11 protein-coding genes and 1 riboswitch are annotated in these 12,928 nt (G+C 47.0%); all 11 genes read left to right on the top strand.

Translation table 11 applies throughout. The features are described from left to right. Positions 1–203 precede the first annotated feature (203 nt). The 11 genes from U2P91_RS12555 (at position 204) to U2P91_RS12505 (ending at position 12,921) form a co-directional block, all read left to right on the top strand. Entirely contained in the window at positions 204–1,142 is a 939-nt protein-coding gene (locus U2P91_RS12555; protein WP_111887054.1) for a rhodanese-like domain-containing protein, read from the top strand. Positions 1,143–1,218: 76 nt separating this feature from the next. Beyond that, complete coding sequence (locus U2P91_RS12550) at positions 1,219–2,508, top strand: YeeE/YedE family protein (protein ID WP_322519759.1); 1,290 nt, start codon at positions 1,219–1,221, stop codon at positions 2,506–2,508. A 63-nt stretch (positions 2,509–2,571) separates the two neighbouring features. Then, positions 2,572–4,269, top strand: a complete 1,698-nt coding sequence (locus tag U2P91_RS12545; protein ID WP_111887051.1) for an FAD-dependent oxidoreductase — start codon at positions 2,572–2,574, stop codon at positions 4,267–4,269. A gap of 51 nt (positions 4,270–4,320) precedes the next feature. After that, positions 4,321–5,106, top strand: coding sequence for an ABC transporter permease (locus tag U2P91_RS12540; protein WP_111887050.1), 786 nt, complete (start codon positions 4,321–4,323; stop codon positions 5,104–5,106). A gap of 11 nt (positions 5,107–5,117) precedes the next feature. Further along, positions 5,118–6,161 (top strand): ABC transporter substrate-binding protein, encoded by a 1,044-nt coding sequence (locus tag U2P91_RS12535; protein ID WP_111887049.1) that lies wholly within the window; start codon positions 5,118–5,120, stop codon positions 6,159–6,161. Positions 6,162–6,173: 12 nt separating this feature from the next. Next, positions 6,174–6,944 (top strand): ABC transporter ATP-binding protein, encoded by a 771-nt coding sequence (locus U2P91_RS12530; protein WP_111887048.1) that lies wholly within the window; start codon positions 6,174–6,176, stop codon positions 6,942–6,944. Positions 6,945–6,999: 55 nt separating this feature from the next. Then, a complete protein-coding gene (gene rffA / locus U2P91_RS12525; RefSeq protein WP_111889669.1) occupies positions 7,000–8,133 on the top strand; it encodes a dTDP-4-amino-4,6-dideoxygalactose transaminase in 1,134 nt (377 codons plus the stop codon). 107 nt (positions 8,134–8,240) lie between these two features. After that, a riboswitch (cobalamin riboswitch) is annotated at positions 8,241–8,425 on the top strand. 146 nt (positions 8,426–8,571) lie between these two features. Then, complete coding sequence (locus U2P91_RS12520; RefSeq protein WP_111887047.1) at positions 8,572–9,351, top strand: AAA family ATPase; 780 nt, start codon at positions 8,572–8,574, stop codon at positions 9,349–9,351. After that, on the top strand, positions 9,342–10,631 hold the full coding sequence (locus U2P91_RS12515) for a nitrogenase component 1 (RefSeq protein ID WP_111887046.1): 1,290 nt from the start codon (positions 9,342–9,344) through the stop codon (positions 10,629–10,631). The genes U2P91_RS12520 and U2P91_RS12515 overlap by 10 nt, the downstream gene beginning before the upstream one ends. Beyond that, positions 10,618–11,790 carry a nitrogenase component 1 gene (locus U2P91_RS12510; protein WP_111887045.1) on the top strand — a complete coding sequence of 391 codons (1,173 nt, stop codon included), beginning with the start codon at positions 10,618–10,620 and terminating at the stop codon, positions 11,788–11,790. Before U2P91_RS12515 ends, U2P91_RS12510 begins: the two co-directional genes overlap by 14 nt. Positions 11,791–11,820: 30 nt before the next feature. Next, on the top strand, positions 11,821–12,921 hold the full coding sequence (locus tag U2P91_RS12505) for an ABC transporter substrate-binding protein (protein ID WP_111887044.1): 1,101 nt from the start codon (positions 11,821–11,823) through the stop codon (positions 12,919–12,921). The last annotated feature ends 7 nt before the right edge of the window (positions 12,922–12,928 follow it).

Here is a 12,928-nt window from a genome sequence, read left to right as displayed (position 1 = left end):
AACTGAGTATAACACAAAGCTGGGAAAGGATCACGCGACAAACAGCAATTCTACAATTAGACGGTGCGGTCAGTCATGAGTGCAACGTTTTGTTGACTGCCATTAATAACATTAATACAGCATTACAAAGTCCGTGAACCAAACCCCTTGATTATCGGTTACAATGTTGTTAATTAAATAATTAACGATCTGGAGGAAAAGAAATGTTAAAGAGAAGTCGTATTTTTGTATTAATGGCCTTAATCGCCACCATGATGTTTGTCAGTGCCTGTACGCCGGCAACAACCGGAAGTACCCAATCAGGTGACAGTAACGAACCAAATGCAGTGGTGACAGCTACCAATGAGTATTTTGCCAACATGCCTGAAGACATCAATAAAATTGATCAGGTTGCCTTTATCGATAAGGTAAAAGCTGGCGAAGAGATGACTATCATCGATATTCGCAGTGCCGATGCTTATGCCGAGGGACATGTAAAGGGAGCCCTTAGTATGCCATGGGGTCCCAACCTGGCTGAAAATCTGAATAAGATTCCTGCTGATAAGCCGGTTATGATCTATTGTGTTACCGGACAAACCGCAGGACAGACGGTGTTACTTTTAAACCTGGCCGGATTTGAGACAAAATCGGTAAATCTTGGTTATAAGCTGGGGATTTCCAAGGTTGAAGGTGTTGATGCCGTGATTGAAACAACCCCCAACGCTTTTGATGATTCTGTGAAAACGGTAATTGATCCTGATATTCAAGAAGCCATTGTTGCTTATTATGCCGGTCTGACAGATGTGAAGGATACTAAATATGCCAACTACAAAATTACCGAGGATGATGCGAAAGCCGCGATGGACGCCAAAGACGAAACCATCACCTTCCTGGATGTCAGAAAAGCAGAAGATTTTGCCAAAGGCCATATTGAAGGCGCAGCCAACATTCCTTTTGGTAAAGGCATGGAAACTGAGTTTGATACCCTGCCCACTGACAAAACCATTATTGTCTATTGTTACACCGGACAAACCGCCGGACAGACCGTAGCGGGACTACGATTACTGGGCTATGATGCCGTATCCCTCAATTCTGGCGCTGGAACAGCTGCTACCGGAACCGCTGGTTGGGTGAACAAAGGCTACCCACTGGTTACCAATTAATTGATCATTCAGATACTAAATATGAAGTGGCATCTTGCCACTTCATGTTTGTTTTAACCTAATAGGAGGTAAAGTTATGGATATTTCCAATCGAGTCGACATTCCCAAAACAATTGATATAAGTAAAAAGCAACGCGTACAGCCTTATATTGGTCTGGTTTTATTAATTGCAGTTATTCTTTTCGGGGCTCTCAAAAGCAATGTGGATCAGAAACTGACCTTGTTTCTAATCACTGGTTTAGCACTGGGTTACATTTTAACGCGGTCCCGCTACGGTTTTGCTGGCGGATTTAAACGGATTTATGTGACTGGCGAAGGCAGTCTCAGTACCGCACTGCTGGTAATGTTTGCTATTTCTATGGTGCTGGCCGCTGGAATTCAGTTTTCTGCCACGATGATGGGGATCGATCCCCCGGGACTTAGTTCTGTCAAGTTTTTAAATGTTTCCGTTCTATTGGGTGGTTTTCTCTTTGGTATTGGCATGATGTTAGCCGGGGGCTGTGCTTCTGGGACACTTAGTGACTTAGGCGAAGGAGCCGGCCGGTCGATGATCGCGATGACGACTTTTGTGCTGGGCTCTCTGCCCGGACTGATGGCCCAGGATGCCTTAAACAATTCCGCCATCGGACAGATTGGGATGAAGCTTTATCTGCCGGATGTGATGGGCTATGTGGGAGCGGTGATCTTCTCAGTCGCACTTCTGGGTATACTCTATCTGGTAGTACGTAAGTATGAGAATTTCCGCAAAAAAGAAGGCTACTATGAAAAGACCGTTTATGAAGATCAGGAATTGCCTATTCCTAATAAAGAACCGTTTAAACTATTTAGTTATGCCACTTTTCACAAAATTTTTGTACAACGTTGGAGCTTTATGACTGGCGGTATTTTGTTGGCGATTATGTTTGGATTCATCTTAATCTCAACCGGACATAGCTGGGGCGTGACCGGACCGTTTGTGACCTGGGGCGTGGCTTTCTTACAGATGTTTGGGATTCATTTTACGGCACCGGTTTTTGCAGACTATGTAGCAACTGCCAATGGTGGAATCTTAAATGATCCCGGTTCCTTGCGAAATATCGGTATTATTCTAGGTGCGGCCATCGCTTTTCTTCTGGCAGGACGCTTCGCATTTGACCGACACTTTAAATTAAAAGATGTTATTTATTACTTTATCGGTGGTTTTTTAATGGGCTTTGGTGCCAGACTGGCTGGTGGTTGTAATATCGGTGCCCTGTTTTCAGGAATTGGCAATTTTTCACTTTCCGGATGGGGATTCTTTGTGACACTGGCTCTGGGTGGATTTTTAGCCCTGAAAGTCTTTGCTGGAAAAGTTAATATTATTCCCCCGGACCGACATCAGAAATAGTAGCTTGGCAGAAAAACATAGAACGTTGTAAATGCAAAAAATCTACATATAAGGAGAAGACAAATGGGTAAAAAAGTAGTTATTATCGGTGGTGTTGCTGGAGGTGCTTCAGTAGCGGCGCGAACACGAAGACTGGATGAATCCGCAGAGATTATTATGTTTGAAAAAGGACCAAACGTATCCTTTTCAAATTGTTGTTTGCCCAATCACCTCAGTGGTATGATTGAAAATAGTGAAGATCTGGTGTTGATGACACCGGATGTCTTTAAAAAACAATATAATATTACCGCCCGGGTTAACCAGGAAGTTGTTGGGATCAAGCCTGAGCAGAAGACCGTTCAGGTTAAGGATCTGCTGGCCGGGAAAGAATATGAAGAAAGCTATGATGTCCTGTTTATGGCACCTGGGGCCAACCCAATCGTACCTAAAATTTCTGGTTATGACAAAGCCCATGTTTTTTCGGTCAAAAATGTGGTAGATATTGATAAGATCAATAAGTTTGTTCAGAATGGCGTCAAAGATGTGGTTGTTGTCGGTGGTGGCTTTATTGGAGTAGAGGTTGCCGAAAACCTGAAACTGGCAGCGGCTGGTTTTAATGTTACCCTGGTAGAAAAAGCTGATCAGATCATGTGTACCCTCGATTACGACATGGTCCAGATTCTCCACAAAGAGCTGATGGACAATGGGGTAGAACTGATTTTAGAAGATGCCATTGCGACCATTGGTGACGATGCAGTCGTTTTGGAATCCGGAAAAACGCTAAAAGCCCAGGCCGTGGTAATGGCCATCGGGGTCACTCCAGATACCCGACTGGCCCAGCAAGCCGGACTTGAAATTGGTGAAACTGGAGCGATACTGGTGAACCACCACTATCAGACCAGTAACCCAAACATCTATGCGGTAGGTGATGCCGTTGAAGTGTATCATCAGTTGACCCACAAGAAAACAAAGTTGGCGCTCGCTGGCCCAGCTCAGAAACAGGCCAGAGCGGCTGCCGATCATCTGTATGGGATACCAACCCGAAATAACGGCGTTATTGGTTCATCCTGCATCAAGATTTTTGAAATGAACGTGGCCTCTACCGGTTTAACTGAATCCATGGCAAAAAGATGCGGTATTCCCCATGACATGGTTTACTTGATTCCCAGCGATATTGTTGGCATCATGCCTGATGCGAATCCCTTCTTTTTTAAACTGGTTTATGAAGTGCCTACCGGAAAGGTGATCGGGGCCCAGGCTGTCAGTCGGGGTAATGCCACCAAACGGGTGGATGTCGTTGCCGGGATGATTTCCATGGGTGCTACCTTAGAAGATCTTAAAGAACTGGAGCTCTGCTATGCACCAGCCTTTAGTACTGCTAAGGATCCAGTAAATTTTGCCGCCATGGTTGCCCTCAATATTCTCAATGGCGATTATAAGCAGGTACCGGTGACCGCGGCTCGACAATTGGTAGAAAGCAATGCCTTTATCATCGATGCCAGAGAACCGGATGAATATCAAAAAAGTCATCTGATCAATGCAGTAAATATCCCCTTAAGTCAATTCCGTCAGCGACTGGCTGAGATTCCCAAAGATCAACCCGTTTACATCCATTGCCGTAGCGCCCAACGTAGCTACAACATGGTTCGGGCGCTGGGACAGCTGGGTTTTGACAATATTTTTAATATTTCAGGTTCCTTCCTGGGAATTTGTACCTATGAATATTTCAATGATCAGATAAAGAATCGCAAACCCATTGTAACGAACTATAATTTTTGTTAAGATAAGACTTAAATAAACAACAGGCTAAAGGCCCAGAAATCAGGAGGACGCATGCAGAACAAGAAGGATTTTGACAAAAACCATCGGATGCTGACGCTTTTGACCTGGGCCTTTATTTTTCTGGTTTGGTTTATCATTACCCGGTTTAATCTCGTTTCAAGCCTGATTGTGCCATCACCCGGGGAAGTGGTCCAGACCTTTTTTGCGATTATTAAAGACGGTTATAATGGTATTAGTCTATGGGAACATCTGGGCATCAGTCTGTTTCGGCTTTTTATTGCTTCAGTATTGGCCATTGTTACGGCTGTGCCACTGGGATTATTTAGCGGCTACTTCAGTAAGTTTGGAGCGATTGTGGATTCCGTCGTACAGTTTTATCGACCATTGCCGCCACTGGCTTATTATGTAGTGCTTATTCTCTGGTTGGGGATTGATGAGTCATCTAAAATTACGCTTTTATATCTGGCTGCATTTGCGCCTATTTACATTGCCTGTGTGTCGGCGGTGTCCAATATCCGGGTTGAGTATCTGCTCAGTGCCAAGTCTCTGGGAGCCAGCGGTAAGGATTTGTTTTTTCAGATCGTTTTTCCGGCCTGTTTGCCGGATATTTTCACCAGCATTCGGACGGCGGTGGGGGTAGCCTATACCACCTTGGTATCGGCGGAGATGATTGCGGCCACATCCGGTCTGGGCTGGATGGTTATTGATGCTTCCCGGTATTTAAAAAGTAGCGTGATTTTTGTTGGCATTATCATTATGGGGATATCAGGAGTCCTAATTGATCAAGGGCTGAAGGCCCTGGAAAAGAAAATTGTCTTTTGGAAGGGATATCAATAGGAGGTTAGGAAATGAAAAGAGTAATAAAGAATAAGGTCTGGGTGCTGGCAGTGCTGGTAATTATGGTTGTAGTGGCAGGGCTGTTTAGCGGCTGTCAAAGTCAGAATGATGGGGGCGCCTTACCAAAGAAAGTGAATATCGGTTATCTGCGGGTACCCAATGATGAGACGGTGAGTAAGACACGCGATATCTTTGACGCTTATTTTAATGAACTGGGTGTACCCTATGAGTTTATCGTTTTTGACTCTGGCGTAGATGCCAACAAGGCCCTGGCTTCTGGCAGTATCGACTTTGCCACCATGGGAAACACCAATGGGATTATTGCTTTGTCCAGGGGTATTGATGTGGAACTGATCTGGATTCATGAGGTGCTGGGGGAAATCGAAGGTCTGGCGGTGAAGAATGGCTCTAATATCACTAAACCAGAAGACCTGGTCGGTCAGAAGATTGCCACCCCTTTTGCCAGTACCGCTCATTATAGTCTGCTTAATTATTTAAAAGAAGCTGGCATAAAAGATCAGGTGCAACTGCTTGACATGCAAACATCGGAAATTGTGGCCGCCTGGGAGCGGGGTGATATTAACGCTGCTTATACCTGGCAACCCACCCTCGGTGATCTCGAAAAAAATGGCAGCATCCTGGTTAACAGTGCAGAGATGGCAAAAAAAGGCTATGTCACAGCTAATGTCTGTCTGGTTCGAAAAGAATTTTCTAAAAACTATCCGGATCTGGTCGCCGGTTTTGTAAAAGGCCTCAGTGAAGGTGGAGATCTTTACCGCAGCAATCCGCAGGAAGCGGCCGAAAGTGTAGCGGCTGAACTGGGTATCACCGCCGAAAATGCTTTGATGCAGATGACCGGTTCAATCTGGCTGACGCCGGAGGAACAACTGGGATCAGATTATATGGGGTCTGTCGGTAAGCCCGGGAATTTTTCTAAAATCATGAAAGATACTGCGGATTTTCTGCAAAGCCAGAAATCCATTGACAATTCACCAAGCCAGGAAGAATTTGACGCTTTTATTAATTCAACGTATATTGAGATGTCATTAGAATAAGGATGGATTAAGATGAAAAACGAGCTGATTATCGAAATTGACAATTTAACCGTGGATTACCCCAACGAAAACGAACCCGTCCGCGCCCTGGATGGGGTAAATCTGAAGATCAATCAGCATGATTTCATCTGTGTCTTGGGACCTTCGGGTTGCGGAAAAAGCACCCTGCTTAATGTTATTGCCGGGTTTACCCTGCCGAGTGAGGGCACCTTTTTAATGCAGGGTCAGCCGGTTTCAGGGCCGGACCGTCAACGGGGTGTGGTTTTTCAGTCGGCGTCTCTTTATCCCTGGATGAGTGTCCGTAAAAATGTCGAGTTTGGCCCTAAAATAAAAGGGCTTCCCAAAGACGAGATCACCCGGATTGCCAACCATTATCTGACCCAGGTGCATCTGCTGGAGGTGGCCGATCAGCCGCCCTTTCAACTGTCCGGGGGGATGAAACAGCGGGTGGCGCTGGCCCGGGCACTGGCCAATGAGCCAGCGATTCTGCTACTGGATGAACCCTTTGGCGCTTTGGATGCACTGACCCGGATTCATATGCAGCAACTGGTGCGAAAAATCTGGAAGGATGATCAGAACACCATTTTTATGATCACCCATGATGTGGACGAAGCCCTGTCGCTGGGCACCCGCCTGCTGGTGATGTCCAAAAGTCCCGGCACCATTATTCAGGAATTTACCGTCGATTTTTGTGACCGGGTTGATAAACGCACCGGACGGGTTCAAGTGGATGCAAGCTATTTGGCCCTGAAAGAAGAAATCCTGGATTTGATTGACGTTTAAAGAACCGGTCAAGTCCCCAATCATTCACCAGATTAAGACAAAAGAGGAAATGACCATGATACCATTTAATATGCCCCTTTATTTGGGAACCGAAATAAAATATATAAAAGCGGCCATCACTAAAAATCATCAGATTGGTGGGGATGGCCCTTTTACGAAAGCCTGTTCGGACTGGTTGTGTCAAAACGCCCAGATCCCCGGGGCTTTTTTAACGAACTCCGGCACCGCGGCTCTGGAAATGACGGCCCTGCTGGCCGGCATCAAGCCCGGAGATGAGGTGATCATGCCGGCCTTCACCTTTGTGACCACCGCCAATGCCTTTGCCCTGCGCGGTGCCACCATTGTCTTTGTTGATATCCGGCCGGATACCTTAAACATTGACGAAACCCTGATTGAAGCCGCTATCACGTCCCGCACGAAGGTGATGGTGCCGGTCCATTACGGTGGCATTGGCTGCGAGATGGATGCGATTATGGCTATTGCCAGACGCCACGATCTGTTGGTGGTGGAGGATGCGGCGCAAGGTGTGATGGCCAGCTACAGAAATAAAGCCCTGGGAAGCATCGGAGATCTGGGCTGTTACAGCTTCCATGAAACCAAAAACTACACCATGGGGGAAGGTGGCGCCCTACTGATTAATCGCGAGGATCTAATCGAGCAGGCCACAATTATCCGCGACAAGGGCACCAACCGCCATGATTTTCTGGCGGGCCGGGTGGACAAATATTCCTGGGTCGATCTGGGTTCCTCCTATTTACCCAGCGAACTCAACGCGGCTCATCTTCTGGCTCAGCTGGAAGCCGCCGAAATGGTTAACCGGCAGCGGCTGAACCTGTGGCAGCACTATTATGAACGGTTAAAACCGCTGGTTGCGGCTGGCTATATTGAGCTGCCGGTAGTGCCGGAACACTGCCAGCATAATGGTCATCTGTTTTATATCAAAACCGCCAGTCAGCAGGAACGGAACGATCTGATTCACTGGCTCAAGCAGCATCAGATCTGTACCGCCTTTCACTATACCCCCCTCCATGAAACCCCCGGCGGCCAGAAATTCGGACGCTTTCACGGTGCCGACCGCTTTACCAGCAACGAAAGCCTGCGGTTGCTGCGGCTGCCATTATACTTTAGCCTTTCGGAGCCAGAGCTGGAGCGGGTGGTCGCAGAAATTGTCGCCTTTTATAAACGTTAACCCTGCAAGATATCGGCGATATTGTCGTAAAATCGGCATCAGAAATGTTTGTTGAGACTAAATAAAAGACTTGACGCGGTAACTGGTTAGTTGTATACTAGGCATACAATTAAATCAGAAATAGAGGTGGCTGGCATAGCAATGCCGGCATAATAGGGAAACAGGTGAAAATCCTGTACGGTACCGCCGCTGTATAAGAGGAGTTTTTCCAGGAATACCACTGATCATTTGGGAAGGTAGGAAAAATGAAGACGCTTGAGTCAGAAAACCTGCCTGTGTGGATATTCTTTTATTCTGCGTGATTACAGAATAGGTGAAGAACAAAGAAAGGCGTAGCGATGCCATTTCTTTGTGTTTTAAATTCAGCATAAATACGGAGCTGCAGTTGTCATTATGATAACTGCGGTTTTTTTATTTAGGAAAAAATGGAGGTAAATTTTGGAAAGAATAGCGATTTATGGTAAAGGGGGAATTGGAAAATCAACCACGGTGTCCAATCTTTCCGCGGCTTTGGCCCAAAAAGGGTTAACAGTGATGCAGATCGGGTGTGATCCTAAATCAGATTCAACCATCAACCTGACTGGCGGAAAACGCATCCCGACAGTGCTGGAAGTGATTCGGGATAAGGATATAGCTACGAGACTTTCTGATCTTGTATTTACTGGCAGTGGCGGGGTCCTCTGTGTCGAAGCTGGTGGACCAAAACCTGGAATCGGCTGTGCCGGTCGGGGAATTATTGCGGCCTTTGAAAAACTGGCTGAATTGAAAGCCAATGATGTTTATAACCCGGATGTCGTCATTTACGATGTGTTGGGAGATGTGGTCTGTGGCGGTTTTGCCATGCCGATCCGTAATGGCTATGCCGACAGCGTTTGCATTGTGACTTCGGGAGAAAGCATGTCGCTTTATGCCGCCGATAATATTGCTGCTGCGGTGCGATCTTTTGGTTCCCGGGGATATGCCAGTCTGAAGGGGCTGATCCTCAATAAGAAGGGGATTGTCAATGAAGCGGCTATTGTTGCTCAGTCCGCCCGGGAAATTGACACCGCAATTCTCCACACGATTGAACGCGATCCACTGGTGCAACAGGCCGAAGCCTTACATCAAACCGTGATTGAGGCCTTTCCGGAAAGCCCTCAGGCGCGATCCTATGCGGCGCTGGCGGATAAATTGTTTGACTGTGAAAAAACCGCCGGGAGGGCAGCAGCATGCGTTTAAACAGACTGTCAGAAATTAACCATAATAAGGATATTTATGGGGCGTCGGTGGCTATTTCATGTGGGGTTTTTTGTCCAACCTTCGGGGTGGCCGTAGCAGCGCCGCTGATCAGAGAAGCGGCTGTCCTGGTCGTCGGAACGGCTGAATGCACCTGGTATGCCCGAAACAGCTGCATCTACCACAGTGAAGAACCGGGCTACGAGCGGTTTTTTGCCGGTGTCTTTGAAGACACCGATATTATTTTTGGCAGTCGCGATGGCATCCTGACAGCCTTGCTGCAGATCGCCAAAGATCCCCGGATCCGTTGTATTTTTTTAGTCAGCACCTGCATTCCTGAAATTATCGGTGAAGATCTGGAAGCCATTAGTCAAGCCGCCGAAAAGGAATGTGGCATTCCGATTCTGCCCATTCATGTGGCCCATTATGACCGAAACTGCAATGAATTTGGGGTGGCGGTGTCCCAGACCATGAAAGCAATGGTCCGGCTGATGAAACCGCAAACGGTCAAACCGGGAACGGTTAATCTGTTGGGACGAAATTTTCATGCCGGAATCGAAGGCTCTCTGAAGGATTCGGAACTGCTGGGACTGCTTACGCAAAACGGGATTACGCTTCATCTGATCATTCCGGAACCCTGTAACATTGAAGCCCTTCAGAGCGCCCCGGCGGCGGCCCTGAATATCGTCACCAGCGAGGTCGGTCGGGAACTGGCAATGGCCTTGGAAGACCAGTTTGGCACTCCCTACGTTTTCTTTGAACCCTCTTTTGAGCTGGATAAGATCCGATCAGGTTACCAGCAGCTGGCAGGACATTTGGGTATCTCGATTCAAAAAATAATTGAAAAAGCTCATCAAAACGCCGTTTCGCAGCTGCAAGAGGCGCGGCAGGTGCTGGCCGGAAAAAGCTTTGTCAATGGTGGTCGGCCGCCGGATGCCTTTGAAGCGGCGGCATTTCTGACCTCCCTGGGAATGGTGCCACTGCTGATTAACGCCTATCGGCTCACGGATAACAGTCAGGAGCAGATTGATCGGATTCTCGATCAGGGTTGGGATCCCTATGTGAATTACGTAGCCAATCCCAATGCGGCAGTCAGTCTGATGCCGGAACTTTTACCGGATTTATACATTGGTTTTGGACCGGTGGATTATTTAAAACAATTGGGAATCTTGCACCTGGAACGACTCGTGCCACCGGGAAAAATTGGCTATGAAGCGATCACCTGGGCACTGGCGGCGGTCAAATCAGTTTTAGCGGGAGGTGCACCGGATGTATCTTTCTAACAATTATCCCGTCCCATCGGAACGGATGGGTTTGCTGTGGGCCCTCAGCGGCGTCAGGGAGCTGGTGATTGTGGAGTTCGGGCCGGAGGGCACGACCCGCTATTTGCTGGAATCGTTAAAAGAATTCGGGAATGCGGCGCAGGCCAGCTTTTACACCACCACAATGGATGAGGATGTCGTGGTGTTTGGTAACTATGACCGGCTCAATCAGGTCTTGATGGAAATTGATCAGCGCCTTCACCCCGAAGTGATTGTGGTTCTGGATTCATCAGTGGCCGCGGTGATCGGGGTGGATCTTGATGGCATCTGCCATGAAATCAAACCGCACATTGACGCCAAACTGATAACAATTAAAGGAGGTGGTCTGAAAAACGACTGGACCGTGGGGATTGAAACGGCATTGCGTTTACTGGGTCAGATAGCCATTAAAAATCGGCCTAAAAAGAATCGGTTTAACATCATCGGCTGCTGTGCCGATGAATACAATCATCTGGCCGAAGCCGCTGAAATTAAAGACATGATGGCAAAGTGTTTTGCTATGGAACTTAATTGCAACCTTTCCGGAAACACCAGTGTCGCCAGTTGCAGAAATATCGGGCAGGCGGTGGTAAATCTGGTGCTCCGGCAGGAGGGACTGGCGCTCGCACAAGATCTGCAGCAGCGGTTCGAGATTCCCTATGTTGATGGCCGGCCTTACGGGTTGGTAGGAACCCGGGCCTGGCTGCAGAAGATTGAACGTGTTATTAACCAGAAGGCCGATTATGCCGCCGTTCATCAGGCCGTAACAGCACTGAAAATAGCCAAGGAACAGGTCATTCAAAAGAATTCGGGAAAAACCATCGTACTTTGTGGCCATGAAGATAGCGTCCGGGGTTTAGCTGAGTTTTTTAAAGACGAGCTGAATCTTGAAGTATATTTTCTAAAGAGCAGTTGGTGCTCCCGTTCCACCGAGTTGTCGGTGATCAGTCAGTCGGCCTATGAAAAACTCAGAAGTCATCAGGACGTTCTGGTTCTGGCAGATGGGTTGCAAATCAGAGACCTGCCGAGCGTGGATCGGATTCAGGTTGCCCATCCCAAAATTGCCGGGTTCACTGAAGATCAGCCGGGTTTAATGGGTTTTCGTGGAGCGGCCTATCTGCTGAACAAACTAACTAAATAAATTGATTAAATCTTAAAGGAGACAGGAAGAATGAAAAACAGATTAAAACGTGTCTTAATTATCAGTATGTGTTTGCTGATGGTCAGTCTGTTAGCGGGCTGTGGCGAAACAAAAAAAGATGAAACCAGTGAGGCTTCAAAATCAGAGCGAACGATTACCGATCTGGCTGGAAAAACAGTCACCCTGCCAGCCGTGGCAGAAATCAAAAATGTGGTGATCATTGCGCCACCGCTGTTATCCACCTATGTCAGCAACGGATTGAGTACCGACAATATCGTTGGTGTCAGTGCGATCGCGCTGACCGAAATGAATAAAGTTTTATTGGATTACTTTGTTCCCAATAATAAAGAAATCAACACGACCTTTGTATCATCTGCCTATGAATCTAATGCCGAAGAACTTCTAAAGCTTGATCCGGATATTATTTTAGTCTATGGAGATACCCAAAAAAAAGGTCTGGAGACGATTCAGGTCCCCGTGGTGGACTTTTTTATAAAGAATCAGGTTAACGAAGACTGGTCGGTCCAGATTGATCAGTTGATGCGGGAAATTTTTGGTTTGGAAGATGACAATTCGCTACAACAGGAATGGGATATCGCCAATAAAAAGGTCGATACCATTCTTGCTGAAATCGGCAGTGTCGAAAAACAAAAAGGTCTGATGATTATGAGTAACACCGGAGATAAGATTACTGTTCGTGGTGCCGGTACTTATGGGGATGACTGGTTAGTGAAAAGTGGATTGGTTAATGCTGCGGCTGAGCTAAGCGGTGAAAACATTGAAGTAACCATGGAACAACTGCTAGCCTGGAACCCTGATATTGTCTATGTTTTTCGGGGATTACCGGCAGATCAGTATTTATCAGGTTCGATTGCCGGCCAGGACTGGTCTCAGATTCAGGCTTTCAAAGACGGTAAAATCTATAATACTCCGGTGGGGATTATGAACTGGGGTACTCCTTGTGCTGACTCACCGCTGATGATTCAATGGCTGGTCAGCAAAAACTTTCCCGAAAAACTGTCAGACAATGAATATCAAACGATTCTGAAGGAGTTTTATGAGCGCCGTTATGAAATTAAACTCAGTGACGAAATGATCCAGTCTATCTTGATTCCTGGTAGCGGTAAGTAAGATTTCA

It is taken from the genome of Acetobacterium sp. K1/6 (assembly GCF_034438075.1).
In the GTDB taxonomy this organism is placed as follows: domain Bacteria; phylum Bacillota; class Clostridia; order Eubacteriales; family Eubacteriaceae; genus Acetobacterium; species Acetobacterium carbinolicum.
The sequence above is the reverse complement of the archived record's forward strand: the minus strand, read 5'-3'. Positions and strand labels throughout refer to the sequence as shown.

Excerpts from the sequence above, each read along its gene's own strand:
- U2P91_RS12555 (WP_111887054.1), top strand. The coding sequence starts at position 204 with ATGTTAAAGAGAAGTCGTATTTTTGTATTAATGGCCTTAATCGCCACC.
- U2P91_RS12550 (WP_322519759.1), top strand. The coding sequence starts at position 1,219 with ATGGATATTTCCAATCGAGTCGACATTCCCAAAACAATTGATATAAGT.
- U2P91_RS12545 (WP_111887051.1), top strand. The coding sequence starts at position 2,572 with ATGGGTAAAAAAGTAGTTATTATCGGTGGTGTTGCTGGAGGTGCTTCA.
- U2P91_RS12540 (WP_111887050.1), top strand. The coding sequence starts at position 4,321 with ATGCAGAACAAGAAGGATTTTGACAAAAACCATCGGATGCTGACGCTT.
- U2P91_RS12535 (WP_111887049.1), top strand. The coding sequence starts at position 5,118 with ATGAAAAGAGTAATAAAGAATAAGGTCTGGGTGCTGGCAGTGCTGGTA.
- U2P91_RS12530 (WP_111887048.1), top strand. The coding sequence starts at position 6,174 with ATGAAAAACGAGCTGATTATCGAAATTGACAATTTAACCGTGGATTAC.
- rffA (WP_111889669.1), top strand. The coding sequence starts at position 7,000 with ATGATACCATTTAATATGCCCCTTTATTTGGGAACCGAAATAAAATAT.
- U2P91_RS12515 (WP_111887046.1), top strand. The coding sequence starts at position 9,342 with ATGCGTTTAAACAGACTGTCAGAAATTAACCATAATAAGGATATTTAT.
- U2P91_RS12510 (WP_111887045.1), top strand. The coding sequence starts at position 10,618 with ATGTATCTTTCTAACAATTATCCCGTCCCATCGGAACGGATGGGTTTG.
- U2P91_RS12505 (WP_111887044.1), top strand. The coding sequence starts at position 11,821 with ATGAAAAACAGATTAAAACGTGTCTTAATTATCAGTATGTGTTTGCTG.